The sequence below is a fragment of the Methanogenium cariaci JCM 10550 genome, assembly GCF_001315945.1.
Taxonomy (GTDB): Archaea; Halobacteriota; Methanomicrobia; order Methanomicrobiales; family Methanomicrobiaceae; genus Methanogenium; species Methanogenium cariaci.
In genome coordinates this window covers 20,568-45,811 of sequence record NZ_BBBG01000015.1, presented here as the reverse complement: position 1 = coordinate 45,811, position 25,244 = coordinate 20,568, and the positions used below count along the sequence as shown (strand labels likewise).

Annotated in this window: 41 protein-coding genes and 2 pseudogenes; 23 read left to right on the top strand and 20 right to left on the bottom strand. The window is 52.8% G+C overall.

The genetic code is table 11. The features are described from left to right. Positions 1–137 precede the first annotated feature (137 nt). The 7 genes from JCM10550_RS11875 (at position 138) to JCM10550_RS11845 (ending at position 3,834) form a co-directional block, all read left to right on the top strand. Complete coding sequence (locus JCM10550_RS11875) at positions 138–515, top strand: hypothetical protein (RefSeq protein ID WP_157200229.1); 378 nt, start codon at positions 138–140, stop codon at positions 513–515. Then, positions 512–763, top strand: a complete 252-nt coding sequence (locus tag JCM10550_RS19765; RefSeq protein ID WP_172673884.1) for a hypothetical protein — start codon at positions 512–514, stop codon at positions 761–763. The genes JCM10550_RS11875 and JCM10550_RS19765 overlap by 4 nt, the downstream gene beginning before the upstream one ends. Further along, entirely contained in the window at positions 664–1,293 is a 630-nt protein-coding gene (locus JCM10550_RS11870; RefSeq protein ID WP_062399428.1) for a right-handed parallel beta-helix repeat-containing protein, read from the top strand. The genes JCM10550_RS19765 and JCM10550_RS11870 overlap by 100 nt, the downstream gene beginning before the upstream one ends. Continuing rightward, positions 1,256–1,783: a hypothetical protein gene (locus JCM10550_RS11865; RefSeq protein WP_172673877.1), complete on the top strand. Its 528-nt coding sequence runs from the start codon at positions 1,256–1,258 to the stop codon at positions 1,781–1,783. The genes JCM10550_RS11870 and JCM10550_RS11865 overlap by 38 nt, the downstream gene beginning before the upstream one ends. Before the next feature lie 328 nt (positions 1,784–2,111). After that, positions 2,112–2,963 carry a hypothetical protein gene (locus JCM10550_RS18950; RefSeq protein ID WP_245619125.1) on the top strand — a complete coding sequence of 284 codons (852 nt, stop codon included), beginning with the start codon at positions 2,112–2,114 and terminating at the stop codon, positions 2,961–2,963. A 98-nt stretch (positions 2,964–3,061) separates the two neighbouring features. Then, positions 3,062–3,247, top strand: a complete 186-nt coding sequence (locus tag JCM10550_RS19760; protein ID WP_062399420.1) for a hypothetical protein — start codon at positions 3,062–3,064, stop codon at positions 3,245–3,247. Continuing rightward, a complete protein-coding gene (locus tag JCM10550_RS11845) occupies positions 3,244–3,834 on the top strand; it encodes a TIM barrel protein (RefSeq protein WP_062399418.1) in 591 nt (196 codons plus the stop codon). The genes JCM10550_RS19760 and JCM10550_RS11845 overlap by 4 nt, the downstream gene beginning before the upstream one ends. Here JCM10550_RS11845 and JCM10550_RS19755 read toward each other — a convergent pair. After that, positions 3,823–4,140: a hypothetical protein gene (locus JCM10550_RS19755; protein WP_218185199.1), complete on the bottom strand. Its 318-nt coding sequence runs from the start codon at positions 4,138–4,140 to the stop codon at positions 3,823–3,825. The genes JCM10550_RS11845 and JCM10550_RS19755 overlap by 12 nt on opposite strands. Positions 4,141–4,306: 166 nt before the next feature. On the opposite strand from JCM10550_RS19755, the gene JCM10550_RS11840 reads away from it, so the two are divergent. The 4 genes from JCM10550_RS11840 (at position 4,307) to JCM10550_RS11820 (ending at position 6,836) form a co-directional block, all read left to right on the top strand. Continuing rightward, complete coding sequence (locus tag JCM10550_RS11840) at positions 4,307–4,504, top strand: hypothetical protein (RefSeq protein ID WP_062399416.1); 198 nt, start codon at positions 4,307–4,309, stop codon at positions 4,502–4,504. Between the two features lie 168 nt (positions 4,505–4,672). Then, the gene (locus JCM10550_RS11830; RefSeq protein ID WP_083475482.1) at positions 4,673–5,236 is read left to right on the top strand and encodes a DUF2298 domain-containing protein; all 564 of its coding nucleotides are present in this window, start codon (positions 4,673–4,675) and stop codon (positions 5,234–5,236) included. Next, a complete protein-coding gene (locus JCM10550_RS11825; protein WP_245619138.1) occupies positions 5,233–6,297 on the top strand; it encodes a DUF2298 domain-containing protein in 1,065 nt (354 codons plus the stop codon). Before JCM10550_RS11830 ends, JCM10550_RS11825 begins: the two co-directional genes overlap by 4 nt. A 14-nt stretch (positions 6,298–6,311) precedes the next feature. Beyond that, positions 6,312–6,836, top strand: a complete 525-nt coding sequence (locus tag JCM10550_RS11820) for a hypothetical protein (protein ID WP_157200223.1) — start codon at positions 6,312–6,314, stop codon at positions 6,834–6,836. A gap of 607 nt (positions 6,837–7,443) precedes the next feature. Here JCM10550_RS11820 and JCM10550_RS11815 read toward each other — a convergent pair. The 5 genes and pseudogenes from JCM10550_RS11815 to JCM10550_RS11800 form a co-directional block, all read right to left on the bottom strand. Beyond that, the gene (locus JCM10550_RS11815) at positions 7,444–7,809 is read right to left on the bottom strand and encodes a DUF1673 domain-containing protein (protein ID WP_218185198.1); all 366 of its coding nucleotides are present in this window, start codon (positions 7,807–7,809) and stop codon (positions 7,444–7,446) included. A gap of 103 nt (positions 7,810–7,912) precedes the next feature. After that, complete coding sequence (locus JCM10550_RS18940; RefSeq protein ID WP_157200221.1) at positions 7,913–8,065, bottom strand: hypothetical protein; 153 nt, start codon at positions 8,063–8,065, stop codon at positions 7,913–7,915. Further along, positions 8,046–8,246 (bottom strand): hypothetical protein, encoded by a 201-nt coding sequence (locus tag JCM10550_RS11810; protein ID WP_157200220.1) that lies wholly within the window; start codon positions 8,244–8,246, stop codon positions 8,046–8,048. Before JCM10550_RS11810 ends, JCM10550_RS18940 begins: the two co-directional genes overlap by 20 nt. 142 nt (positions 8,247–8,388) lie before the next feature. Then, on the bottom strand, positions 8,389–8,985 hold the full coding sequence (locus JCM10550_RS11805; RefSeq protein ID WP_157200219.1) for a hypothetical protein: 597 nt from the start codon (positions 8,983–8,985) through the stop codon (positions 8,389–8,391). Positions 8,986–9,013: 28 nt separating this feature from the next. Then, a pseudogene (locus JCM10550_RS11800) lies at positions 9,014–9,468 on the bottom strand (hypothetical protein). Positions 9,469–10,653: 1,185 nt separating this feature from the next. Between JCM10550_RS11800 and JCM10550_RS11785 the strand changes: the two are divergent. From JCM10550_RS11785 to JCM10550_RS11775, 3 genes are read left to right on the top strand one after another with little or no spacing between them, the layout of a single operon-like run. After that, positions 10,654–11,775, top strand: a complete 1,122-nt coding sequence (locus tag JCM10550_RS11785; protein ID WP_157200217.1) for a hypothetical protein — start codon at positions 10,654–10,656, stop codon at positions 11,773–11,775. Then, positions 11,772–12,683, top strand: coding sequence for a hypothetical protein (locus tag JCM10550_RS11780; RefSeq protein WP_062399394.1), 912 nt, complete (start codon positions 11,772–11,774; stop codon positions 12,681–12,683). Before JCM10550_RS11785 ends, JCM10550_RS11780 begins: the two co-directional genes overlap by 4 nt. After that, positions 12,680–13,441 (top strand): hypothetical protein, encoded by a 762-nt coding sequence (locus tag JCM10550_RS11775; RefSeq protein ID WP_062399392.1) that lies wholly within the window; start codon positions 12,680–12,682, stop codon positions 13,439–13,441. Before JCM10550_RS11780 ends, JCM10550_RS11775 begins: the two co-directional genes overlap by 4 nt. Here the strand turns inward: JCM10550_RS11775 and JCM10550_RS18930 are convergent. After that, entirely contained in the window at positions 13,425–13,643 is a 219-nt protein-coding gene (locus JCM10550_RS18930) for a hypothetical protein (protein WP_157200216.1), read from the bottom strand. The two genes, JCM10550_RS11775 and JCM10550_RS18930, sit on opposite strands and share 17 nt — an antisense overlap. Before the next feature lie 41 nt (positions 13,644–13,684). On the opposite strand from JCM10550_RS18930, the gene JCM10550_RS11770 reads away from it, so the two are divergent. Then, the gene (locus tag JCM10550_RS11770; RefSeq protein WP_157200215.1) at positions 13,685–14,044 is read left to right on the top strand and encodes a hypothetical protein; all 360 of its coding nucleotides are present in this window, start codon (positions 13,685–13,687) and stop codon (positions 14,042–14,044) included. 134 nt (positions 14,045–14,178) lie between these two features. Here JCM10550_RS11770 and JCM10550_RS11765 read toward each other — a convergent pair whose 3' ends face one another. The 3 genes from JCM10550_RS11765 to JCM10550_RS11755 form a co-directional block, all read right to left on the bottom strand. Next, a complete protein-coding gene (locus JCM10550_RS11765) occupies positions 14,179–14,625 on the bottom strand; it encodes a hypothetical protein (protein WP_062399388.1) in 447 nt (148 codons plus the stop codon). Between the two features lie 7 nt (positions 14,626–14,632). Beyond that, entirely contained in the window at positions 14,633–15,001 is a 369-nt protein-coding gene (locus tag JCM10550_RS11760) for a hypothetical protein (RefSeq protein WP_062399386.1), read from the bottom strand. Positions 15,002–15,248: 247 nt separating this feature from the next. After that, positions 15,249–15,935 carry an SIMPL domain-containing protein gene (locus JCM10550_RS11755; RefSeq protein ID WP_172673880.1) on the bottom strand — a complete coding sequence of 229 codons (687 nt, stop codon included), beginning with the start codon at positions 15,933–15,935 and terminating at the stop codon, positions 15,249–15,251. A 124-nt stretch (positions 15,936–16,059) separates the two neighbouring features. Here JCM10550_RS11755 and JCM10550_RS11750 point away from each other — a divergent pair, with 124 nt between their 5' ends. Continuing rightward, positions 16,060–16,626: a trimeric intracellular cation channel family protein gene (locus JCM10550_RS11750; RefSeq protein ID WP_062399382.1), complete on the top strand. Its 567-nt coding sequence runs from the start codon at positions 16,060–16,062 to the stop codon at positions 16,624–16,626. A gap of 335 nt (positions 16,627–16,961) precedes the next feature. Here JCM10550_RS11750 and JCM10550_RS11745 read toward each other — a convergent pair whose 3' ends face one another. Continuing rightward, the gene (locus JCM10550_RS11745; RefSeq protein ID WP_157200214.1) at positions 16,962–17,234 is read right to left on the bottom strand and encodes an ArsR family transcriptional regulator; all 273 of its coding nucleotides are present in this window, start codon (positions 17,232–17,234) and stop codon (positions 16,962–16,964) included. Between the two features lie 155 nt (positions 17,235–17,389). Between JCM10550_RS11745 and JCM10550_RS11740 the strand changes: the two are divergent. From JCM10550_RS11740 to JCM10550_RS11725, 4 genes and pseudogenes are all read left to right on the top strand, one after another. Beyond that, positions 17,390–18,465: pseudogene (locus JCM10550_RS11740) on the top strand (permease). A gap of 21 nt (positions 18,466–18,486) precedes the next feature. Then, complete coding sequence (locus JCM10550_RS11735) at positions 18,487–18,747, top strand: hypothetical protein (protein WP_062399380.1); 261 nt, start codon at positions 18,487–18,489, stop codon at positions 18,745–18,747. Between the two features lie 6 nt (positions 18,748–18,753). After that, positions 18,754–18,990 carry a thioredoxin family protein gene (locus tag JCM10550_RS11730; RefSeq protein WP_062399378.1) on the top strand — a complete coding sequence of 79 codons (237 nt, stop codon included), beginning with the start codon at positions 18,754–18,756 and terminating at the stop codon, positions 18,988–18,990. 8 nt (positions 18,991–18,998) lie between these two features. Continuing rightward, complete coding sequence (locus JCM10550_RS11725; RefSeq protein ID WP_083475484.1) at positions 18,999–19,421, top strand: putative zinc-binding protein; 423 nt, start codon at positions 18,999–19,001, stop codon at positions 19,419–19,421. Positions 19,422–19,594: 173 nt separating this feature from the next. Here the strand turns inward: JCM10550_RS11725 and JCM10550_RS23160 are convergent, their stop codons facing one another. From JCM10550_RS23160 to wtpA, 7 genes are read right to left on the bottom strand one after another with little or no spacing between them, the layout of a single operon-like run. Continuing rightward, positions 19,595–19,996, bottom strand: a complete 402-nt coding sequence (locus JCM10550_RS23160) for a hypothetical protein (protein WP_062399376.1) — start codon at positions 19,994–19,996, stop codon at positions 19,595–19,597. Beyond that, on the bottom strand, positions 19,983–20,270 hold the full coding sequence (locus JCM10550_RS23155; protein WP_245619123.1) for a hypothetical protein: 288 nt from the start codon (positions 20,268–20,270) through the stop codon (positions 19,983–19,985). The genes JCM10550_RS23160 and JCM10550_RS23155 overlap by 14 nt, the downstream gene beginning before the upstream one ends. Continuing rightward, positions 20,246–20,686 (bottom strand): ATP-binding cassette domain-containing protein, encoded by a 441-nt coding sequence (locus tag JCM10550_RS23150; RefSeq protein ID WP_062399372.1) that lies wholly within the window; start codon positions 20,684–20,686, stop codon positions 20,246–20,248. Before JCM10550_RS23150 ends, JCM10550_RS23155 begins: the two co-directional genes overlap by 25 nt. Further along, positions 20,673–21,215: an ABC transporter permease gene (locus JCM10550_RS11705; protein WP_245619121.1), complete on the bottom strand. Its 543-nt coding sequence runs from the start codon at positions 21,213–21,215 to the stop codon at positions 20,673–20,675. Before JCM10550_RS11705 ends, JCM10550_RS23150 begins: the two co-directional genes overlap by 14 nt. Beyond that, positions 21,199–21,492 carry a hypothetical protein gene (locus JCM10550_RS23145; protein WP_245619119.1) on the bottom strand — a complete coding sequence of 98 codons (294 nt, stop codon included), beginning with the start codon at positions 21,490–21,492 and terminating at the stop codon, positions 21,199–21,201. The genes JCM10550_RS11705 and JCM10550_RS23145 overlap by 17 nt, the downstream gene beginning before the upstream one ends. Positions 21,493–21,531: 39 nt before the next feature. Beyond that, positions 21,532–21,912, bottom strand: a complete 381-nt coding sequence (locus JCM10550_RS25150; RefSeq protein WP_062399370.1) for a substrate-binding domain-containing protein — start codon at positions 21,910–21,912, stop codon at positions 21,532–21,534. Next, positions 21,903–22,613: a tungstate ABC transporter substrate-binding protein WtpA gene (gene wtpA, locus JCM10550_RS25145; protein ID WP_062399369.1), complete on the bottom strand. Its 711-nt coding sequence runs from the start codon at positions 22,611–22,613 to the stop codon at positions 21,903–21,905. The genes JCM10550_RS25150 and wtpA overlap by 10 nt, the downstream gene beginning before the upstream one ends. 297 nt (positions 22,614–22,910) lie before the next feature. Between wtpA and JCM10550_RS11690 the strand changes: the two genes are divergently transcribed. Together JCM10550_RS11690 and JCM10550_RS11685 are read left to right on the top strand one after the other, a co-directional pair. Then, positions 22,911–23,240, top strand: coding sequence for a hypothetical protein (locus JCM10550_RS11690; RefSeq protein WP_157200213.1), 330 nt, complete (start codon positions 22,911–22,913; stop codon positions 23,238–23,240). After that, entirely contained in the window at positions 23,182–23,709 is a 528-nt protein-coding gene (locus JCM10550_RS11685; RefSeq protein WP_218185197.1) for a hypothetical protein, read from the top strand. Before JCM10550_RS11690 ends, JCM10550_RS11685 begins: the two co-directional genes overlap by 59 nt. 145 nt (positions 23,710–23,854) lie before the next feature. Here JCM10550_RS11685 and JCM10550_RS11680 read toward each other — a convergent pair whose 3' ends face one another. Continuing rightward, positions 23,855–24,382: a TetR/AcrR family transcriptional regulator gene (locus JCM10550_RS11680; RefSeq protein WP_157200212.1), complete on the bottom strand. Its 528-nt coding sequence runs from the start codon at positions 24,380–24,382 to the stop codon at positions 23,855–23,857. A gap of 180 nt (positions 24,383–24,562) precedes the next feature. On the opposite strand from JCM10550_RS11680, the gene JCM10550_RS11675 reads away from it, so the two are divergent. Continuing rightward, positions 24,563–24,781 carry a hypothetical protein gene (locus JCM10550_RS11675; RefSeq protein ID WP_062399361.1) on the top strand — a complete coding sequence of 73 codons (219 nt, stop codon included), beginning with the start codon at positions 24,563–24,565 and terminating at the stop codon, positions 24,779–24,781. Between the two features lie 125 nt (positions 24,782–24,906). Here the strand turns inward: JCM10550_RS11675 and JCM10550_RS11670 are convergent, their stop codons facing one another. Further along, positions 24,907–25,215, bottom strand: a complete 309-nt coding sequence (locus JCM10550_RS11670; RefSeq protein WP_245619117.1) for a pyridoxamine 5'-phosphate oxidase family protein — start codon at positions 25,213–25,215, stop codon at positions 24,907–24,909. Between the last annotated feature and the right edge of the window lie 29 nt (positions 25,216–25,244).

Genomic DNA, 25,244 nt, shown 5'->3' with positions numbered 1-25,244 from the left:
ACCATTATCCTCTGAAACAGTGAGAGCTCCCGCAGTTGTATCCGGTGCATTCCCGGCAACATGACCGGAAGAGACGTTGCAGAATTCAGGGAAAACCTGCGTTTTTCCGTACCATTCTGCTTATGGGGGAAGAGTTAATGAAATTCACAGTCAGCACACTGCAGACAATCCGCATTGTGCTCTGCATAGGTATCGCGGGAGCCATGCTCCTGCCGGTAGGAACCATCGCAGTCGGCCCGGATGCGAATGGATACGAATACCCGGACACACGGGCGGCATGGGAAGCGGCACGCAATGCCTCGGGAAGTCTTTCACCTCTGTACGAGGAACTCCGGGCCCTGCCGGAGGAAGAACTCAGACAACGGATTGAAGCGATGCGGGTCACTCTGGAGACGCGGGAATGGCCAGTGCACGCACCCCCGGCAATCACATTTGTGCCGGAGATGCGTGCCGACAGCAGCATCGATGCAGTTCCCCACCTACGGAATGGTGGGTATCAGCCATCAACCCAGTGAACAACGGGACCGGGAATTACTCCGAGATCGGCATGATTCCCGAGATCGGGACGGGGGGGGACATGATCCACGTCTGGGGGGGCATACCGGGGGGGCACACCTATGAAGGCGGGTTTTCCATCACCGCGGCCGATGTCACCATCCAACGGTGGGAGGGATCACCGGTGCAGCCGGTTCTGACGTCACCGGTCAACACCACCCTGCGATTACGATCACCGGGGGGGATAATGCAACGCTCTCCAGACTGAATATCTCCGGCACCTCGGTTACGGAAGGGAACGGTGCCGGTGTCTCTGCGATGGGGACAAACGAAACGCCGCTGGAACGGCTGACGATTGACGGGTGCACCTTCTCGGGAAACACCGTGGGTGACAATTATCAGATTCCCGGATATGGCGGTGGCCTGTTTGCCGCCTATGTCAGTGACATACGCATCACCGGATGTGCCTTCTCCGACAATTATGCAGGCGCATCCGGCGGCGGGGGGGCTTACATTCAGGAATCCGGCGTTGAGATGCAGGACTGCACATTTTCAGAAAATTCCGCTGACCTGCATGGCGGAGGAGCATACTTTGATGCAACAGATTCGGTTATCACAAACACTCTGTTTACTGAAAACAGTATTATGTACGGAGACGGCGGGGGAGTGACATTCTGTAATGGTGATACAAACCTTACGAACACCACCATTTCCGAAAACATAGGGGGATCCTTTGGAGGAGGGGGCCTGTTTCCAGAGTGTGGATGCAGAGATCACAGACTCCGGTATCTGGTCTAACAGAATGAGCGGCATAGACAATAGCAATGAGGGTGCAGGGGGGGCATATTTCTTCGGATGCAGGGTCTCAATCACCGATACCATGATTTCCGGAAATGATATTCTTCCCGGATTTTGTGGAGGAGCGGCCTTCTACGGATCTGATGTCGCACTCGTTAATACATCTATTGAAGGCAACGGAGCAGGATATGGGAGCGGTGGGGGGGCAGCATTCGGATTTTCCACCGTCAGGACGATAAATACGGCGATTCTGGGTAATGTTGTGGACTTCTATGGTGCAGGGCTATTGGCCTGGGATTCTGACATCACAATGATGGACACCGTAGTTGAGAAAAATACCGGAACATACGGTGGAGGAGCATACATTTCGGGTTCAAATATCTCCATCAGTGATTCATCACTGTCCGGCAACAGAGCGTTTGACTGGGGAGGAGGGGGCATTCATCGGTGGATCAAATCTGACAATGACAAACACCACCGTATCCGATAACGACTGGGCGATAGAAGGAGGGGGGCTATATTGCATCGGTTCAGAAACAACATTCAGAGACACCATCTTCTCATCGAATAACGCATTGTCGAGAGGTGGTGCAGTCTATTGCCAGAATACAGATGCCTCATATACAAACGCCACATTCTTACAAAATTCCGGAAAAAAATGCGGAAGTGCTATTTTGGCTATGGCAAGCAGCGGGGGGGTAAACATAACTGATTCCCGGATTGCAGGCTCAGGGGGGGGACACCCTTTTTGCCGAAACAACCCTTCATGTAGAAAATGTCACCTTCGACGCACTCGATGGGAATACAACGGCCATCTCATGCACCGGTGGAATCTCGGACTGGCTACGGCACCGGTTCCTTCACCCGGACCGGAAGGCAACCAGACAATCCATCATGCCCTCTCGGTGACCGGCGTTAATATGACAATTTCAGGAGTGCCATCATTCTACAACTCATCCTGTGATCTCAAGATGGAATATGACGACGCGGATCTTGGATCAGTGAATGAATCACTGCTCATGCTCTTTTTTACAAACGGCACATACTGGGACATAATCCCCAACACCACTGTTGATACTGCTGAAAAGGAGATCTCGGTTATTCTGACAGAAGCAGACCTTCCGGAATCGATCATTGGTCTCTCGGATTCCCGGATATACAACCAGAACTGGACGAGTCTCGTCCCGGCAGGACCCCCCCCATCCGCTGAAGAGACCCTCTCGCTCGGCCTTGTCCCCCCCGGCTGGAACATGATCTCATCACCCTTTGAAACCATCACCGCCATCACCGTCCCGGATGCGGTGCTGGGGATGTACGGCTATGATACCAAGAACGGCACCTACGTACGTACGGACCCCCCCGCTTCGCCCTGCACCTGCAAGGGCTACTGGATCGCGGCAAACAAACCCTGCACCATGAATATGACCGGTATCCCCCCCCTGACCTGCTATCAGCAGAACCTCTCAGCGGGATGGAACATGATCGGCTGCCGCTGTCATCCGGTCCCCCCCATCGCAAACATCTCCACCACACCCGAGACACCCGTCTCTTTCTATAGCTATAATCCGGCAACAGGCCAATACGAAGTGATCGTACTCACCGAGATACTGCTGCCGGGAGAAGGCTACTGGGCAGGAGTTGAATACTGCTGTCTGCTGCAGGAGAACTGAACGCGGCTTGAAAATCGAATCACATTCCCGCACCACCGCCAAAACCACCCCCCCATTTTTCCCTGTGACCGCCAACCTCTCCTGCACAGGAATCTTTCATGCGAACGCCCTACACCGAACTCATCAGCCTCACCGCCTACCCGTGGGGGGGCCGCAGCCTCTTCGGGGGAGAATGGACAGATGTGGCAGCATTCTGTCAGAAAAACAGTCTGAATGGTGTGGAACTCTACACCGGCTACGAGGACGTGCCCCCCCGTCGGATATTCCCCCCCCGGGGTTGGTGAAAGGGGGGGTCCACCTCCCGTTTCACTCCGGCTGGCTGGAGATGCTGGAGGAGAAGAAAGAGACAAAAGAAAACGGTGGGAACGGCAAAGCCAACCCCCCCGGTGAGATCCCCCCCATCCGGTTTGAACCGCCGTTCTTTGCCTGCAGCACACTCCCCCCCGACCTGTATACGGCCCTGCAACTTCAGCTCGAACGGGCCGCCCGGCTTCACGCAGGCTATGCGGTGTACCACCTCGGGTATTACCACACCGCAGAGATGCTCACCCAAACCTATGCGAAGGACGATTGGTATGTACTGGAGCGTGCCGCAGAGTTTCTGAACGAACTGGTTTCCGCCTTCCCCCCCGGCAAGGAGTCACCGGTCCGCCTGCAGTTTGAGAACCTCTGGTATCCGGGTCTCACCTACACCGACCCGGATGCCTGTCTGCGTTTCATGGATCTCTTAGAGTTTTCCAACTACGGATTTGTGCTCGACACCGGCCATCTTATGAACTGCATCGCCTCCTCTGACAGAGAGGACAAGTGCATCACCGCCGTCTGTGACTGCATCGAAACCCTGCCCCCCCGGAGATACTCAACAGAATAGATGTCGTCCACCTCCACTGGAGCGGCTCACACTCTCTTCGGCAGGAACGCATCCGCCGGGGCATCCCGAACGGATTTCACACCATGCAGCGCCACGATCAGGAGGCGTTCGCTTCCAGCACGCCGTACTCACCGACCAGCACCGGCCGTTATCCCTCACACAGGCCCGGAACATGCTGGAAACAGCAGCTCCTTCGATGGTTGTCCACGAGTGCATCCCAAAGACACTGGATGACCTGCAGGCATTTCTTTTGACACAGCGTGCTGCACTGAAACAGGAATAAAAAGTGCACAGGTTCCCCCCCACCGAGATACCATTATCACCGGAGCACCACTTCATTGAACACTATCATCATTCTTCAGGTTGAGCCGATGAAATAGTCCTGAACAAAAGGATAGTTCGATATGACAAATAAAAACGGGAGATTTATTAACCGCCGCAATTACCCTATAATATATTATAGGGTGTTGCAATGAAGGAAGCAGTATATACCTGTCCAAAGTGCGGGAAACCGGAACTGCATGCGGAAGAACCGGATCAGTACGAGATCTGGCTCAAGTGCCGCTCATGCGATTTTTTCATGGGCATGAGCAAGGACGACTGGCACCGGATGGAGAACAGCCCCAACGTCAACCAGAAGATCAAAAAACGGGCAGATGAATACTCCTGAACCCGATGGCAATCGCCACCTGTTTTTCAGGCAGATATGATCCCTGCACTGAGCGGCAGGGTTCCAACCACAAGATATGCATGCAAATCGTTCAGCGAATGCGCCGTGAAAAATTTCCCCAGATCATTATTCTCCCCCCCTTTCAGCTCCTGAGACGGGAAGTCACGGATGCCATCCGGTGTCCATCCCCCCCATAAACAGAGTGAAAAAATGGACGTCCTGGTTTTTCTGATCGTTCTCGAAGCAATCGGTCTGCTCGCGTTCCCGTTAGCTTTGTCTCTAACCGGAAACCTCCGGGACCGTGGTTACTCGCTTGCCCGGCCGGTGGGGATCATCGTCATCACCCTTGTTGCCGGGCTGCTCTCGCTTGTCCGACTGGTGCCGTTCATTGCAGGCATATATATCGGTCTGCTCGGTCTCGCTTCTCTGGCCGCATTCATCATATATCTGCACCGCCATGACCGGCAGGATTTGTCTTTGAGAAGCGACGCAGGGCATCGTTTCATCGCAGACCTCCGCTGCTGCTACCAAAAGATAGACCGGGATATGCTGATGCAGGAAGGAGTATTTGTCGGAACATTTCTTCTCGCGACACTCTTTCTCATGCATAAACCGGAGATCTTCTTCGGGTATTCAGAAGATTTCATGAACGCCGCATTTCTCCAGACGATCGTGCAAACCGACTCCCTCCCCCCCTCCTGGACCCCCCCTGGTTTGCCGGTACGGGTCTGACCTACTATTACCTCGGACACCTGGCCACCGCTGTCCTTGTCGTGCTTTCCGGTGTGCAGGCGGCAGTCGGCTACAACCTTGCCGTCGCCGCCTTCTTTGCCATCGGCGTGCAGACAGCGTTCGGCCTCGGCCTCAACCTGACAGAGAGACGGCTCTACGGTTTTGCGGCAGCGTTTCTGACCATGGTCTCCGGATTTCCGGCCGGGTTCATGCAGCTCGTGTCATACCTGAGTGAACCTGATAACCCATGGTTCCAGAACTTTCCGGGATCGCTGATCGAATGGTTTTCAGCGTTCGACTTCACGAACGCAACAGGAATTATTCCTCATACGATCGACTTCTACCCGTTCTTTGTCTTTCTTCAGGGAGACCTGCATGCCCATTTCATATCGATTCCTTTTCTGTTGACCCTTATCGGGCTGTGTCTCGCGTTGTCAAAACAGTTTTCATGGACAACATTTTCAGCAGCTCTCGTCGTCACCGGCTTCCTTGTCGGCCTGAACGCCTGGAACCTTCCGGTATCTTTGTTCCTGCTTGCCTGGACTGCCTATGCTGCAACAAAGAAGAAGGCATTTTTGTATGTCATCGGACTGGCAGGCTGCATCTTTGCAGCATCGCTTCTTGTGGGGGGGCTGGTGGGCATTGTTGATCCCCCCCTGCAAAGAACGGATGTATCCGGGTTTCTGCTCATCTTCGGGGGGGTATTCACCTTCATATCGGTAGCATACCTCATAGACGCACATACCTTTTCCCGGAAGGATGGTCTCATCGCGATATCGGCCATCGTCGTCGTGGCAATCGCTTTTCTCCTGAACTTCCCGCTGGCGATAGCAGCGCTCCTTGCCATTCCGTTCTTTTACCGGGCATGGTTTCATGAAGAATACCCCGCTCTTCTTGCAGGCATCGCCCTGATGATGATTCTGTTCTGTGAAGTATTCTTCATCAACGACCCCCCCTACGGCTCCCCCCCGTATGAGCGTATGAACACGGTGATGAAATTCTATCTGCAGGCATGGGTGTTCTGGGGGGGGTTGCGTCTGCATATTTTCTCTTCCGGATAAAGAACCGGGTACTGGTGGCAGGGGCAGTCGTTTTGATCGTCATCGCAGTGATTCATCCGCTGGGAACGCTGGTATCGATGCCCAATACGAATTACATGGGCGAGACCGGAACGCTGACGCTTGACGGCAGTGCATGGCTCAAAGAACAGAAACCGGACGAATACAACGCACTGTGCTGGCTCCGGGAGACGGCGAAGAACGGGGGGGAGGTGGTACTGGAAGCACCGGGAGACGCGTATTCCTACTCGTCACGGGTATCCGCCTTCACCGGCCTGCCCACGGTTATTGGCTGGCGCACCCACGAGATGATGTGGGGGGGGCGGAAAGGGGGGGTGGATATTGACCAGCGGTGTGCGGACAGCGACGGCATGTATACGGAGGGTGCACAGGAACCACTTGCAAAGTATCATGTGCGCTACATCTTCGTTGGAGAGACAGAGCAAGAGAGGTACGGGTCAGCTCTGGAGACGCTTGCAGGGTGTGAGGGAATAGAACTCGCCTACCGGTCAGGAAAGACCTGTGTATACCGGGTTATCTGAGCAGCGGTGAACATCCCTCGGGCTGCCCCGATCGGCTGTTTGTTCGCCCCTTCAGGCTGAAGTCTGCGATTTTGGTTACCGGGGGGGACATAAATCCCGGAATCTGGTAAAGCAACGCATATATAAGCATTTAATGGATCTGTGCCCCCGGAAAAAAACATCCGCACAGAAGCCCGGAGAGGGCGGATCTCAGCCGGGACACCCCCATACATCCTCCCCCCAAATGTCCGTCAGTAGCGACCCCAAAATAGTCTGCAATAAATCACTATTTGAGCAAATAAAAGGTATTACATGCATATTTTTCCGGCAGGAAAAAAGAGCAGGAAATATGTCCGGATTACCTTCCGATTCCCCCCCCATAGAGAGGGTCAAAGAGGGGGAGAATTGGGTGACATAAAAGGGTGATGTAGGAGTCTCTGTTTCGAAGAGAAATTGAATCAGTGGGTTTTTTTCCGGATAAAAATACAACCAGCATCCTTATTCCATATCAATCGTGTACATAGACATTTTTTTGCAATCACTGCCTTATGATGGCGTACCTCCCAGACAAAAACCGTGAAATATATTACCCACATGAGAATGTTCAGACCCACCAAAGTGGCAAGAATCAGATGGGTGCCAGCATTGAATGCCATCCAACCAATATAAACGATTGAGATGATGACCATTGCCACACGACGAAGCATACACTGTTTTTTGTCTCACGCACTTCAATGAATTCCCCCCCGGCATCAATTCTGTCATACCTCTTCCAGGAATGCCAAAGAGTAACAAGACTTACTGAGATTCCAACGATAATACCAAGGGTTACTCCCTTCTGGATATCACCCGATGAATCAGCTGACAGGAGAGAAAACACCGTGGCGACAAGTGTCAGAATTACTGCCATCCCCATCACCTGATTGCGGTACCGGTTCCACCAGCTGAGATCGATGCCCCGCAATTCACCACGGCCGGATGGTACGGTGTCCATGAAACTATCCATTCTCATCCCGGCACCCACCACGGGGGCAGTCGTTCGGGCACCAGCCCATATATTTTTTCAGTTTTGATCCAATCATCGATATTTCTCCATTTCAGTTATTCGCAACAAAAATCTCTTTTCGCTGGAAGAGGTAGATCACCATGATGATGATCCCGCCGACGAGCGTTGCTGCCCCCCAGGTCAGCGGCCGCCAGGCGACGACGTCACCAAACAGCGTCTCTTTCTCAAACTTGTCCCCCGGCATGAATGTTCTGCGCATCATAATAGACGGCGACGGCGCTCAGAACAACGAGGAACGGGAGGAACTCATGATGGGAGTAAAACGGGAAGATCCAGCCCAGAGCAATAAGAATCAACAGCATGTTTTCCTGGTATCCCGAGTGTTCTGCTGCTGGGGGGGGCAGGCTCCGGGACCGGTCCTGCATCAGGACCATTCCTCTTCCATGCATTCTCAAACCCCGGTTCGGTTTTTGTACACCCGGATTGCCGGATGGCATCCGCATTGGGGCACCATCCCAGACTTCTACGGACTGTATCAGTAAATTTCGTCATTAAATCCCTCCCATTCTACAATGTCTCAACAATTACCGAATCATCCGCCATTGACGGATTCACAGCATACCACGATCCCCACTCTTTGATCAGGACTGCACTGTGCCGCCGTTCCCAGATAACCGTGATCACAAGCGAAGCCCAGTAGATGAGAGCAGCGCCAAGGGCAATCATCCCAAGGGTATCAACCCTCCCCCCCTCATGGACAAACCATGCCATGCAGACGATGGAAACGATGAAGAGCGACAGCTGCACCAGACCCCAGCGGAGATGTTTTCCTGCGGGGGGGACATTCCCTCTTCGCCATTTACCAGCGGAAATCTCTGCATACCGCTTTGAATAATTCGCCAGGAGACCGATAGCGGCCCCCGCACTGATGGCAACGGCGGTCCAAACAGAACCAGGCATACTTCCCGTCAGATAAACAAGTGTCACTGCAACCGCTGACGCCATGAGTGCTGCAACGAGGAGTTGGTTGTGATAACGCTCCCACCCCCTGAACTCAGCGGAATTGGTGCGGTTCCCCCCGCCGGATCCATCATCCATTCCAACAATCGGTCTTTGCCGGCATCTTCCGCTCACCTGCTGTTCACACGGGCACCATCCATGCATTCCTGCTGTGTATCGTCAAACGGCATCGTCAGACCATCTCCCTGAGCTTCGCAAACAATTCGTCGGCCATCCGTGTCGGATCATCCGTCGTTGTGAGGGAGAGTTTCAGCTCGTCTGCAAAATCCCAGAGCAGTTCAATACACTGCGTGTAGCGGGCACAGGAACCACAGTCCCCCCCTCATGTTCGTACCAGACCTGCACCCCCCCGTGTCTGGCCGATACGAAAACGATGGCATTCGCATTGAACGGAACAGAACGCCCAAAGAGAACACCCTTCTCAGCATTATATCTCTCCACCTCGATCTGGTTTGAATGGGCCATCTCAAGCAGTGTTTTTTCAATCTTCCCCCCCTCCATGGTGAGGAGCGCTTTGGAGACGGCCTGCCGGGAGATATGGAATTGTTCTGCAATGCGGATGTTGGTAATGCCGTCACGACGAAGTCTCCAGAACGCAAACTGCCGGTCGGTCATCAGGAATGACATATGTCAACATGTGCATGTTGACACTATAACCATTTCGGCGATCATCAGGTCATTGGTTTATGTGCCGGAACATCCTGCGAGGGCAGACATTATGCCTACCTCACCATCTTCTGATCTGCCGGGCATTCAATGCAGACTTCATACTGAAATCCATAGAATGCGCAGTGTGAACTTCCTGACATTCTATTCAATAGGATACATTTTGTCAGGCAGACATGTGCAAAGGAGAGTGAGAGCACCGGACGTGAGGCAGTACGTCGTCTTTCTGCCACATTTTTCTGAAACAACTATTCCACCGCTGTTCAGGCGGGACAGGTGCCATGAGACAGATGAGGGAGCAATACCAATCCAACGGGCAATCTCCGTTCGTGTTGCACCATTACGCCGGGCAAGGAACCTGCAAATTTCACCCGCCGTGCCCGAATGGAGACGTGATAAAATTCGCATTTCATCCATTGAATATGTACCATTGTTTTCAAAATAGGTTGTACGACCCCCCCTTCCCTCCACTCCGAGACCCGGCCCTCCCGGAGAAGTATATACAGATGGTAGTGCAGAGTTCCCCGGTTGATTTCATTTTTTTCTGCAATAACTGAAAAAGGGGGGGTTCCGGGGGGGTGTACCTTAATATAGTCATATACTTGCGCACGGACAGGCTGGGCCAGTACATCCTGGCGTGTCGCCCGGCGAAATCCAAGGGTGCACCATACACCCGCCGCGTAGAGAAGTATTACAGGTTGGTAAAACAGGGGGGGACACATCAGGCAGACCATAACACAAAGAAATGCCAAAGGAGGAACCTCCCACCACGATATGGGAAGGGATTCTATCTCATTCCCCCCCGGGAGGGAGAGTATCCCATGCCTCCACCGAATATATTCCGGCTGCCATCACAGGTGCGGTAAGAAAAATGACGACAAGAAACAGAATCAACAGTGTGATCCGAACATAACCAGGTATCCCCAACACCTCCCAACAGAGGATATGAACGGAGAACCATATAAACAATATGTGACAATCATCTCCCTTTGAACGATCCCCCCCATTCATCACAGCAGGCGTCATTTCTACCTACATATCGGGGAGTTGATGATTCTCACAGAAAGGGTATATCCCAATGAGAAATACCTATCAACAAGACCTGGAAAGCTGAAACTGCCGGAAGGTTGATAGAATGTGATGATAATGAAGAAAAAACACCTGAATTTAATATGCTGTGCAGCTGTCATCCTGATCCTGTGCATGGCTGTGACTCCTGCTGCAGCCCTTACAGCGCAAGTAACCCCCCCACCGATTCTCCCAAAAGGGCTGCCCCCCCTATCAATCTCTGGTCAGACGGACAATCCGGGTGAGGTCGCCGTGTGGATCATCGGCCGAACCTATCAGGACCGCCGGGTCATCACCACAACAGACGGCACATTTACAGAAGAATTATTCCCACCGGAAACAACGTCTGGGCTTCCAAGAGGCCAGTACTTCCTGATCATTGAGGATACAGGCCCCGATGGGAAATTTGCCCTCGATACCGTCACCGATGATGATCATACAATGGTGTACTACCAGGATATGCCCCTTTTTGCTCTCGACGATCCCGAGACGGTCTATTCGGACACTGCCATGGCACTCTCCGAAGTTCTGGACCGCCCTGAGGTTGACGATGGAGCAACGAAGATGGTTTTTCTCGTGGAAGAACCGTGGATAACGATCGATCAAACACCCACCGGCCACCCGGGCGACCTCCTGCGGTTCGCGGGGGGGTCCACCGATCTGCCGCCGGGTCACGAAATATCCTACGTAATTTACCTGGCCTCTGCCAATCCCCGTGAGGGAGATGAAGTTGCGGAATCGGGAACCGTCGAAGTCGTGAAGGGAGGGTCCCACAACTACTGGTATGTCGATATCGACACAGGCGGACTTGATAGCGAAACATATGCCCTCACCCTTAATTCCGGATCCACCACCGCCACCACAACGTTTACCCTCTACGAGACAGGTGTTACCCTGCCGGCGACCCCCCCGGTGATCACCGTGGAGACGCTCCAGGAGGAAACAAAGGTGATATCCAGCCAGCCGACCGAACCGGAGCTGGTTAACGCTGATACCACAGATTATGGAACGATTGCCACAACTGACGAACTCATCTATACGACCGACGACGCGGTGATATGGTGTTCGGCCATTGACGGCGAGTACGTCACTTGGGCCGAGAGAACAGAGGATGACGAGACGAACATCTTCCTGTACCACATCCCGACCGGGACCACGCGCACGATCGTCGAGGGGGGGGCCGTTACCTCACCCTTATGATGGACATCTCGGGAGACCATATCGCCTGGAAGATATTACGTCCTGATGAGCACACGGCACCATTTGTTATTGGGCTCTATACCATCTCGACGGGAAGTATCGAGGAACTTCCTGTTGATGGTGGTACTATCGGCCAGATTGTAATGGATGGGGGGGACCTAATCGCGTTTTCGGGATCCGATTACAAACAAAGTGTGAAAAATACTATTTTTCTCTATTCCATCGTGAACAGGACACAGCAGGTTCTCTGCAAACAATCCGTTTACCAGATCGAACCGGTAATCGGCGAAGGGTATGTTGCATGGCGAACTACAGGTGAAGGATACTGCGATACCATCACCATCTACTCGCTGGCCGACCACAGCCAGGTCACCCTCACTCCTCCTGACGGCGCATCATACGCTCACCCCCCCTCTGTGGGCGGTGGAATGGTGGTAGCTTCGCTGTATTATAAAGACGCCCAAACATCCGGACCGTACAAGGTAGAGATCGTGGCGACGACACTTCCTGGTATGGAGAAAACAACCCTCGCTCTCCCGGAAACACCCCCCCACCGCTCACCTCCGCATTCCAACGGTGATTGGATTTTCTGGTCAGAACGTTATACAGACTCTTCCAGCCGGGTCATGGTGTATGACATAAAAACCGGCACAATTATCGGAACCATTGCGCGATCCGGCGGAAACCTGGATATCGACAGCAATCATCTCATCTCCACCGATATTGACGAATTACGTGGAGGCAGCAGTATCTGGCTCACCACACTCACCGGCGAAGAACACTCCTCGCCCGGGAAAACGACAGCAGAGAGCAGAGCGGGCGTACTCCCTGCCTCGATAATCGGGTATGGAGTGATGGGTGCCGGCATCGCAGCAACAGCGGTGCTCTGGAAGAGGGGGAACAAGTGAAGACTGCAAGAATCTTTGCAATCCTTGTAGTTGCCTCTGCCATCATACCAGGAATTGGAACAGCAATATCCTTTGGAGAAGAAGGCCCGTTCCCGATTGCACACCCATATAATATCATATCCGCTCCGGCGGCCGGGGGAGACCGCATTCTATGGATAGAAAGCACCCCCCCACTCTCTTTTCCTGACCCCCCCGGATATTACCCGTGGGTTCCCTGTGCAGTTTATTCATACAACATCACATCACAGACAAAAACCCTCATCCGTCCCCGTGCGAACAATGCCCGCTCCCCTGATATCGACGGCGATCTCGCAGTCTGGGAGGAGGAACGTGGGTCCTCAACTGATATTATCCTCTACAATTTTACCACAGGAACGGTCTCAGCGCTCCATACGAACAAATTCCAGCAAAATCCACGCCTAAGTGAATACTGCATCGTCTGGGAGGAGGGATTCGTTGGTGAACGCGAAATCTGGATGTACAATACAAAAAGTGGTAATTTGTATGGTCTTTCCACCGGAAAAACCGATTGTTTCTCTCCCGACATTGAGGGAAACACGGTAATCTGGGTTGAAAAAACCGACCAGGATGGGTATTCAATAGTCTCGCGGGATCTGGTGTCCGGGAGGCAGTTTGTCCTTGGCACCACGTCAGCAGCGACCTTCCCCCGCATCGACGGAGGGAAGGCCATATGGGAGGATGAGGGATTGATTCACCTCGCATCGAACGAAGAGGGGGGGGTCAATCCTCACGGATGAGCCTGCCTGTCGTTCCGGCGCAATCATCAGCGATACCATTGTTGCATGGTCTGAAGACGGGCGGATTTTCTGCAGTGACCTCCTGGAGACGCAAACAACACGGATTGGAAAGTGGCACGCCTCCATGAAGCCGGCAATTCTGGATGAAGGTATCGTATGGATTGAATACGACCAGTCTGCACTGTCCTCGATCCTGTACCAACCATTTTCACCCCTTCCAAAAGCAGGCCTGCAGGTCGTACCATGTGCCACCATCATGCCCCCCCGACAAGAGGAGAACAAAGTGGCCAGTTGCGGGAGGGGGGGGAATGTGCATGGTATGCACTGGATATTTCCGCCGGCACAACCCAGGCCTCTCTGGACTTTTCGTGGGAAGAGGTAAATGACTCACTCTCCTGTACATTAATTGGCCCTGGGGGCACAATCTTCCGTTTCACTGACAGTGACGATGAAGTAATGGATGCCAGAGTGAGAATCTCAGTCACTTCTCATGCGGGAATCATCCCCCCCGGCAGATGGTATTGCGCCATATCAGGAGAATCAATCCGAAAAAATGTCTGTTATTCGCTTATCTGGTACGAATACCAAGTGCAAAAGGAATAAGTCCCGTGCTATACCACAAGGGGGGGAAAATCTCAGATCGTGTCGCTCCATGATGCCAAAGGCATGTGATATCATAGGCTGCCTACTGACCCAAATCGGAAATCTCTGAAATAAAAGTAAAGAAATTAATAAAACTATTTTCGTCGATTCCCATACGAGATGAACGGACGGAGCTGGTCGGCACACTGCATCAGTTCTGCGATAACCGCATCCCGGTCCAGTGACAGGATGTCGGATAACGGGATCAGGTACTCAAACCTGAGTGTCATAAAGGCATCCGGTTCCGGCACCTTCTTCGCATCCCTGCCCTGATAGAATGATTTGTAATAGGCAGTCGCCTCCTCACCGTAGCGGGGGGGATCAATCTCCATTGTCGTCAGCCCTTTGCGCATCGCCTTATCAAAGCCGGTCCGCACCCCCCCGTCAATACGTTTCATGATGGAGGCAGCAGACGTCTGGCTCTGACTGAACTTGACCACCAGCTGGAAGTAATATTCATCCCATCCAACCGGGCCAAGGGGGGGAATTTTGGTATAGAGACGGGAGGTGAACCGCCGGTCCGGGGGGGGAAGGGCTGCCACCAGTGCGTCAAACCTTCGGGGGGTCTTTCTTCAGATTCTCGTAAAATGATCCGATACTGGACGGGTATTCGGTATTGGTGACAATCTGGATATTGCGTTTTCCGATAAAGATATTCAGGAAGGTATCCTTCTCCTCTGCCGGTGTATCAAAGAACGCAAGGTGCACATAACTGAAGTTCCGGTCGTCAAACCCGATTCTTGACGTGCGAAATCCCAGTTCGTCCCGCAGTTCCTTGTAGAGGGGTTTTACTTTCTCGTCCACAAACTGCTCAGAACGCTCGGTGAGCATTTGTTTCTCATACTCATTTGTCTCTGGAAGATGGCAGAACACATCGAAATCCTGCAGTGAAAAATATCCGGAATGTCTGCTGTTCATTATGCATCTGTTATCCCGTGTACATATCTTCCTATCGGAGGAGGAAACCAAAATTGCATTCGTCAGGTATAAATTGCTACAACAGGGCAACAGATATTCGCTACCACCAGCGCAGATGGTTTGCAGATCACGTTCGGATCATGCAGATCACCGGATACCTGCCGCAGGAAAAAAAGGAAAGGGAAAAAGAACCTGGAGGGGTTTTCAATTTAGTTCTGTATCGCGTAGACGATGTTTACGGTTGCGGTCACATCAAGGGTGCCCGCCTCAATGGGTGTGGGTGCGTAGAACTTTGCCGACTCCACCTGCCGCCAGCCATGTTATCCGCATAGGCTATCGGGGGGGTTGAACTGCCGTAGGTCGTGACGTCATGCACGCCGGTGATGCTCACACCAAGAGCGCCTGCAAGGGTATCTGCATCGCCACGGGCCTGGGCAACCGCTGCAATCAGTGCCTGTGCACGCAGGGACTGTGCCTTCTCATCACTGATGGTAAACCGGACGGAATTCACGTTGTTGGCACCGCTCATCACCGCAGTATCGATGATCTTACCGGCACGGCTGACGTCGTTATCGGTGACGGTCACGGTATTTGAGACCACGTACACCTCTTTTTCCCCGGAAAATACACTGTCTTCATCGGGAGTATGGGAGTACATCCGGTAGCCGGACGTCTTAATATCCTCTGATGCAATACCCAGTCCTTTCAGGGCACTGATGACCGCAGCGCTCTTCTTTGCATTCTCCTGCTGGGCGGTGACCGGGTCGGTATTGGTCGTCTCAACGCCAACAGAGATGATTACCTCATCCGGGGGGGCGGTGGTAACAGACCCGGTGCCCGAGACCGTAATTGCCGGTATGTCACTGCTGTCCGCGGCGGCCACCGGGACTACGAGGCAGCATACCATCAGCAGGCAGAGGCCAAACCATTTCATCTTCATTTTCATATCAACTAATAGGCAGGATTCAGATATAACGCTGCCTTTGACTTCGAAATAATTCGCACATACGGCTGACCGCACACGTCTTATTATCCCATACATCCTATCTCGTAGCAGAATGATCGATCCAACCGTCGTCCTTATTGTTATCGGTGTCGCCGCCTTTGCCATCTCCGGTGTCATTGCAGGTGCCCGGCAGGATGCAAACATCTTCACCGTTCTCGTACTCGGTGTGGTGACGGCCATCGGCGGAGGGACGGTACGCGATATCATTCTGAACATACCGGTATTCTGGGTCGGGGGGGACTTTGCCATCGTCTGGCTTGCCATTCTTGCATCGCTGGTGGCATTCCTCTTTGCACCACTCTTCCGGGAGAGGCTGGGGAAAGCACTTCTCTATGCGGATACCATCGGTGTTGCCTTCTTCTCGGTCGCTGCCATCGACAAGACACTGGCACTCGGCCACACGGGGGGGGAAGTGGCGGTCATTATGGGGTTTGTCACGGCCTGCATGGGAGGTATTATCCGGGACCTCCTCACCGGCAGGTCACCCCTGGTGATTGCGTCAGAAGAGCTCTTTGTCACCCCGGTACTCATTGGAGGAATCCTCTATGTGCTCCTGCTTGACCTCGTCCCCCCCGGTATGCGGTCCACTGGCCGGTCGTTGCCATCTGCTTCATCGTGATATTCCGGGGGGGCATTGCCATTGAGACCGGGCTTCAGTTCCCCAGGTGGCTGCGGATGCGACCCGGAAAACGGGCGGAATAACATCGAACGGAAAAAAGAGAGAAGACATAATCCCAAGCTGTCGTCCGGCGTCCCACCTGCAGAGGGCGGACTTCAGCGGCGCAGCTCGTTTTCAGCTGCACGGCAGACGACGTCAATATCACGAAACTCCGACTCATTCATCCCGATCACCATTCGCTGGATCTTCAGCAACCTTCGCATTCAGGGAAGAACAGAATTCACCGTATTCAGTCAGTCCATAGACAATCCACGTTCCTTTCGCAGTACCGGTGATCATCCCGCCTCCTGGAGAATCTTCAGGTGATAGGAGAGTTTTGACTTGGTTATTCCCAGTCCTTCCCGGATGATACAGGCACAGAGGGGCTGAACCGTGAGCATTTCAAGGATTTTTATCCGGTATATATCCGCACAGGCATGGTGAAATGTCCGTAGCCGTGCAATCGTCGCATCGTCCGGCAGGGCTGCAAGGAGGCCCTCCAACCCTCCCTGTCCGGCAATTGTCTCCAGCGCCTCAGCGGGCATTTCACTACAGCATGAAAATTTCATTATTATTACCTCAGTATGTCAGCCAGTAAATGTATGCGCAGTACCCCCCCGCCACATCCGCCCCCCCACCCATTGTTCAAGAATTTTTGAATTACTTTTATATATTATCATCGCCCAGATTAGTTCAACAAAATTTGAACAAGTAGTGACCAACCATGACAGACATTATCACCGGAGCACTCATCTCCGGACTGGACGCCGTCATCGAGTATCTTGCCGCACACACGGTAACCTGCCTGGTACCGGCATTCTTCATTGCAGGTGCAATTGCCGCATTTGTTAAAAAGGACGCCATACTGAAGTATTTCAGTCCAGATGCAAAGAAATCGGTATCATACGGTATCGCATCGATATCAGGCATTGTACTTGCCGTCTGTTCCTGTACGATTCTCCCGATGTTTGCAGGTATCATGAAGAAAGGCAGCGGTATCGGGCCTGCAATCGCCTTTCTCTATGCCGGCCCCGCGATCAACATTCTTGCCATCATCTACACCGCAACCGTGCTGGGAGTGGATATTGGCATTGCGCGTGCGGTCTTTGCCATTGTGATGGCCATTGCCATCGGTCTCATTATGGCAACCCTCTTCCGCAACCACGACAAAGAGGCCAGAGCTGCCGCAGCACAGATGGTGGGGGGGATGGCGACCGGGGGAGAAGAGCGCCCGCGCTGGGTGAACCCCCCCGCATTCTTTGTGATGCTGGTCCTTGTCCTCGTCATCGGTGCTTCACCGCTGGACATTGTGCTGCGCCTTGCAGTCGTATACCTCCTTACACTCGTGATTGCTGTTCTCCTCATCTACTTCTATGAACGCGATGAAGTGACCGAATGGGGATATGAAGTCTGGGATCTGGTAAAGAAGATCTTCCCGATTCTTGTTGGGGGAACATTCGTTGTCGGAGTGATCGCATTCTTCCTGCCTCCTGAGACCTTCCAGCCCTTCTTCGGAACCAATTCCATCGGCTCGGTCTTTTTGGGCGCAGTCATAGGAGCGATACTCTACATGCCGACCCTGCTTGAGGTGCCGATCATCGGCGGGACATTCGGCTACACTCAAGGTTGATGGCAGGCGGCCCGGCGCTTGCCCTGCTGCTCGCAGGCCCGACGATCAGTCTGCCCTCCATTCTTGTGCTCACCCGGATTATGGGTGCAAAGAAGACGGCAGCCTATGTTGCACTGGTGATAGCATTCTCAACAGCAGCGGGTCTCATTTATGGAACAATTTTAGGATAGAAGGAGAAAACCAGTGAAAAAATGAACAAAGATATACCATGCTGTGCGGCTGAAGCGATGCGAAGAATCCGGCAGATATCTGTCGGAGACACCGTTGTCGGCCTCTCTATGCTGGAACAGGTCATTGAAGATGTGGCAGATGCAGATCTGTCACAGGACACAAAAATCCGCAGCGAACTTCTTAGGCAGGTAAAAATCTACAACTATGTGCCGAAACCTGCCGAAGAAGCCTATGCAGATGCAGTATTTGAAGAATATAAGAAGGATATCAAACGGAGATGAAGAAAAATGGTAACAATTGAAGTGCTGGGAACCGGATGCATGAAATGCAAACGCCTCCTGAAAAATGTGGAAAAAGCAGTGAAAGAGACCGGAACAGAAGCAGAGATCGTCAAAGTTGAGGATATCAACGCGATCATGGACAAGGGCGTGATGCTCACACCGGGACTCATCATTGACGGTGAACTGAAGGTCTCCGGTCGTGTGGCAGATGTGAAGGAAATTTCCGGCTATCTTAAGGAGTGAGTGAATATATGACAGAAAAACCGGTCTGCTCCTGCGGGTGCTCATGCAGTGATGCAGAGTCAGCAGAAGGAACGGTAAATCGCCTCATCTTCCCCCCCTGTGCGGGTGTGGCAAACACCGGACAGCTCACCAACTGTGCTGCGATACAGCTCACAGAAGAAGGCTACGGCGGGACATCATGCATTGCCCTTCTTGCTACCGGCGCAAAAGGAATCGTATCAGCTGCAGAGAATGCAGACGAGGTAATCATCCTTGACGGATGTCCCGTCCGGTGTGGCGGGAAGATTGCCGAGTCACTGGGAATCCATGTCACACAGACAATTGTGGTCACTGAACTGGGCATTGAGAAGAAAGGGTCACGAGAATACACCGAAGATAACATTGAAACCGTGGTCTCCGCCGTCTGGGAAGGTAAGGGACGGACAGAGTAATCAATTTTTTTTCTTATCAATCAGGCGATACATTACTCTCTCACATCGCAGTACATTCCTCGATAAAAGACACCAGCCCCCTGATTCAGGAAACCTCAGAGTCAGAAAGAGAAAATACCCGTTTCACAAAAAGAATATTTCGCCGGTCAAATCTGACCGGCACGAACGATTTTTCAGAAAGATGGAGATAAAGAAGGAATGTGTTCCTCCTCCCGCGTAACATGCACCGCTGCCGGACAAAACGAGACTGAGACTACCTGACCCAGTGCAAGGCCCTTCTCTTTGATCTCCTGTTCGGTGGCAAGAGCGTGCAGGCGGATGCCGCATGAAATCTCCAGCAGATAATACGATTCACGGGGAATCAGTTCCGTAATTGTTGCAGGGAAACAGTTGTATTCTGCATCCGCGACCATACCGGCACGCCGCACGGAGACATCGGCGGCACGGATAAAGACGCAGACCCGGCAGCCCTCAGGCATCGCATCACCCGTCCGGATGCTGCATCCTTCAACCGTGACCACCGAACCCTCGCTGCCTGTCACCGTTCCTTCAAAGACATTTTCAATGCCCCACAAACCTGCCGACCTTCCGGTTCGGTGGTTTGCGGAAGACCTCGTCACGCTCACCCTCCTGCTCAAGGCTGCCATCAATGATGACCGCCACACGAGTGGCAAGCGAGAGCGCCTCCTCACGGGAATGGGTGACATGCACAATCGTAAGATTGTTTTCCTTGTGGATGGCACGCAGATCAGCAACAAATCGGTCCCGGTTCACCTGGTCCATCGCGGAGAGCGGTTCATCAAGCAGCAGGATATCCGGTTCTGTCACCAGAGCACGGGCGAGCGCCACCCGCTGCTGTTCCCCCCCCGCTCATCGTATAGGGAGCACGGTCCCGGAGATGGGCAATGCCAAACCGGCCAAGAACCGCATCCACCCGTTTCACGATATCCGCTTTCGGCAGTTTCTGCAGCTTCAGCCGAATGCGACATTATTGAAGACTGACATGTGGGGGGGAAGAGCGAGTAGTCCTGATAGACCAGCGCAATCTTTCGTTTTTCCGGCGGAATCCCACTTACATCCTCTCCATCAATAAGCACCCTCCCGGAATCCGGGTGGTGAAGGCCTGCGATTGCCTCAAGGATAATGGTCTTTCCTGCACCCGACGGACCGATTATAAAGTAATAATCACCTTTCTCTATCCGGATACTCAGTTCATTCAGCCGGAACTCACCCAGCGTCACCGAGACATTTTCAAACTCTATCATCGTATTTCCCCACTCTCTTCATCAGACTTCGCAGGATGGCAAAGACCACCAGACAGACCAGAATCATGGCAAACGCCACGGCGGTACTCTCCCTGAGACCTGCGGTTGTGAACTTGTAATAGATCAGGGTCGATATGACCATCGGATAATACGCGATCATGATGATCGCCGCAAATTCACCGATACCACGTCCCCCCCACGCGAGGATGCTGCCATTGAAGATATGCCGCAGGGAAAGCGGCAAAACAACCAGACGGAATGCCTGAAACCGCGATGCCCCCAGAGTCCGGGCCGCATTCTCCAGATGTACCGGAACCTTCTCAAACCCGTCACGCACCGCGTTTACAAAATACGGAGAGGAGACAAAGAACATCGCCGCAACGATACCCGGATATGCACCCTCAAATATGATGCCTATCTGGGAGAAGGGTTCACCGATGATACCGCGGCGCATAAAGAGAATATAGACCATGATACCTGCAATGGTATGCGGCAGCATCACGGGGGGGATATCAACGATGCTCTCCACCAGACCCTTCCCCCCTGAACTCCGTGCGTGCCAGAATATAGGCGAGAGGGATACCGAAGATCAGGAGCAAAACGACCGCGTTCAGACCCGCCACCATTGTCAGCAGGATGGCATCCACGACCTTTGATTCTGTTGCAACAGAGATGAAGTAGGGAAGATCGGTGACCTGTTTCAGGGTAATCGTGAGCAGGGCGAGAACGGTCAGAATAACAATCATACTGCCTATCAGGGCAAACGACAGCAGACAGGAATCGGGAACCTTCGATAGTTTCTTCATTCATCTGCTCCGGTTAAAAAAAGGAGAGAAATTAGGCGTTCATCTCAACCAGGCTCTCCAGTGCTGCGGGGGGATGTCAACAAACCCGACCGGAGGATTGATTGGTGGCTGACCTGCATCTGCCATGATCTGCTGGCCGGTTGGACCGACAAGCATTGCGACAAACTCAGCACCTGTTTCAGGGTTGTCTGCGGTCTTTGGAACGGTGACACCGTAGACAATCGGTTTGCCTTTCTTCATGCCGCCCAGGGATTCAACCTGCACCTTTGCATAGATATCCTTGTAAGCGATGGATGAGAGATCGATAGCCTCAGGCAGTTCGATATAGCGCACACCGGAGTCGGCATTCTGTTCTGCCACACTGCGGTATTCCCATGCATAGTCAAGGTTTCCGGACTCAAGGCCTGCAATTAACTCCACACTCTTGGGGGGGCAATGGTGATCGGGTGAACAGGTGCAGTCTCGTTTGCATGAATGGTGACAACACCGTCTGCAACGGTCGGGTAGATCTGTGAGTATTCGCCCACAAGGTTGTCAAAGATCATAGCGTCATTGTAGTTGAACTCAGCGAGCATGATAACCATAAGGGACCGGTAGCCACAGGGGGGGTCAAGGTTCGGGTCGGAAAAGCCCCAGGTCACACCGTCACGAGCGAGGATCTCATACCAGTTGTCTGCGGTGACTTCATCAGCAAAGTTACTCTTGTTGGTGTAGCAGAGTACCATGCGGTTCTTTGCAAAGGTCACATACCATGATGCATAGTCAGGGATCATCATGTTGGGAATCAAAGAGTAGTCCGCGGATGCATACACGTCAGCAACTGCGTCCAGCTCGGTGATTTCCTTTGCCAGTTTGGTGCTGCCTGCCGGGTGGAGCTGGACATCCACATTCTGGTGTTCTGCCTCGAATGCTTTTTCCATTGCCTCCATTGGGCTGGTAAGGCTGCCAGCCTGATAGACTGTCAGAGTGATTTTTTCTTCCGCTGCTGCGGTCTGTTCAGGGGGGGTTTGTTCCGGTGTCTGATTGGCGACAGGAGTTTCACCACTCCCTGTACAGCCACAGATGAACACAGTCGCGCATACCACCGCGACTGCCATAAGAAGTACCAGGTTCTTTTTCATCAGAGAAATATTATTTCCCGAATTGTTTAAGTCTTTATACTCAAAAGCGAAAAAAACGAAGATTTATCAATCAATTATACTTAATCAGTCCGATACATTGATTTGTTCATAAAATGTTGATTTAATTCGGCAAAATGAGATTTTAAAGGAGAAAATGGGAGATAATTCCTCACGGATGTATCCGGTTCAGAACAACATCTGCCAGATCACCAGAAAATATACTGCGGCAGGTTTTACCGGAAAAAAAGCAAAAAGGATCAAATCATCCGGATAGATCCACGGAGGGCGGATAAGATTATGCCAGAACAAATACCGGAACGCTACACTCACTTGCGAACAGTAATCAGAAACAAAAAATCACTGCTGGTATCATACTCCGGCGGCATTGACAGTATCGTCCTTGCCGTTGTTGCACGTGATGTGCTGGGCGATGACTCCGCCTGCTGCCTGATAACAGGCCCTCTCCTCCCCCCCATGCGAAGAAAACACTGCACGCAGCATTGCCGCACGGGAAAACCTCCGGCTCTTTGTCCGGGAGTCACATATACTGGAGAACCCGGCATTCAGGATGAACCCGAAGAACCGGTGTGCCATCTGCAAACAACAGAGTGCCCGGATTCTCCGTGAGGTGGCAGATGAACACGGCCTGGTATCCATTGCAGACGGGACAAACGCTGATGACATCACCGGATACCGGCCCGGCTACGAGACCGGCCGTGCAGCAGGCATCACCCACCCCCCCTTTGTCGAGGCGGGCATCACCAAGGATGACATCCGGGCCATCGCACGGATGCATTCGATACCGGAATACGCAAAGCCCTCCGCATCCTGCCTTGCAACACGAATTCCCTATGATGAGTGTCTGGACCCGCAGCTCCTTGTCCGTATCGCACGGGCCGAGGAGGTCATCTTCGCTGCCGGGGCACAGCAGGTACGGGTGCGTGTCCACGGGGATGTGGCACGCATTGAGACAGATCCTGAATCCTCAGAAGAGATCTTTGCACGCCGTGATGCCATCAGCAGGGCGCTTCATACGCTGGGGTTCCGGCACGTGACCCTCGACCTGGACGGGTTTACGAGTGGCAGTATGGACTAAAGACAGGATATTCCCGTGGGGGGGAAATGATCACCGGGGTATCAGCGAGCAAAAAAATGTCCGTCTGTTTCAGTCGCCCTTCGGTTCTTCACCAAAAAAGATCATGTCTGTCATGGCACTCCAGCGTTCTTTCAGGACAGCCGTATCAGATCCTAAGATGGTCGCCTGCTTCAGCCCCCCCCGAAAGCATACATGACAATATCTGCGAGGCGGAGAGGATCACCGCGGGAAGTGATCTCTCCGGTGTCCTGTCCTTCTTTAATACGTTCAGAGAGCTGCGCACGGGCATCATCATATGCCGTATGCATTGACTGCTGAATCTCCGGTGTCCGGGAGGCGATGCTGAAGAGTTCGGCTTCAACCCCCCCGGCATCTTTTTTACCGAGAGCACCATCAGTTCAAAAATTACGGAAAGACTGTCTTTAAAGGATTTCTCCAGACAGATATCTTCAAGAACGGCCTTCCCTTCCGCTTGCATTTCATGGAGAAGTTCTTTGAGAAGGGTTTCCTTGTCACTGAAATAGTTATAGAGCGTAGCACGGGAGATACCAACCCGCGCCGCCACATCCTCCATTCGGAGGGCCTGCAGACCATGTTCATTGACTTCTTCCAGGGCTGCCTCCATAATACGGCGCCGTACGTCCTCTTTGTATCCGGGTGCAACACGTGGCATAGTGAACAGATATGCGGTCTCACCCAATAAATGACACACCTGTCAGTAATGAATAAATACTGGTGACACTAATGTCAGTATAATGACACAAACGTCAGTTATGGATGGCAGACACCCCCCCACCGGATACCGGATCACCGACCCCCCCGAACGGTTCCGCACAACAGCCCGTGCATCGAAATGCCCCCCCTCTCTGACGAACCGGATGAGATAACCGCAGTTCGTCTGACAACAGAGATCATCCGCGAATATGCAGGTGATAACGCAGACACCCTCCTGAATACATCCGATCAGTCCCTGGAAACAGCAGCACTCTGGGATGAAGCCGGATATGAACCGCCCCCCCATGACGTGAAGATGCTCATCGAAATTCTGCACCGCATTCATGCAGGCACCTGATACACAACAACATTTCTTTCACCTTCCCTCATCCCCCCCGCCGGTCCTGACGGGAACCGGGCACCATTCATACAAATGCGTACCGTGCTGCAAAAAATAGGATTTATTCTGATTTTCAACCGGTTTCAGACGATCTTATCGCCGGCACCCGGTCCTGCAGCGCAGGTGTAGACATCGGTTATTTTAATGACCAGCATCCCCTTTGCCGGTACATTTGGCATTCGGGCGAGGGTCTCTTTGCGGAATGCCTCAAACTGCTCTCCCTCATTCACATACGTGACATCCCCGTGAACCTGGAAACAGCCCTTCACACCCTCTCCCCCCCAGACATAAATCGCAGCCTTCGGGTTTTCCCGGATGTTTGCGACCGTCTTCTGCATGAAGTTGTCCATCACAAGAATCGTCTCCGAGTCCGCAAGTGCCTTTGCACCCATGGGTGCTACATTGGGGGGGACACCGTCTT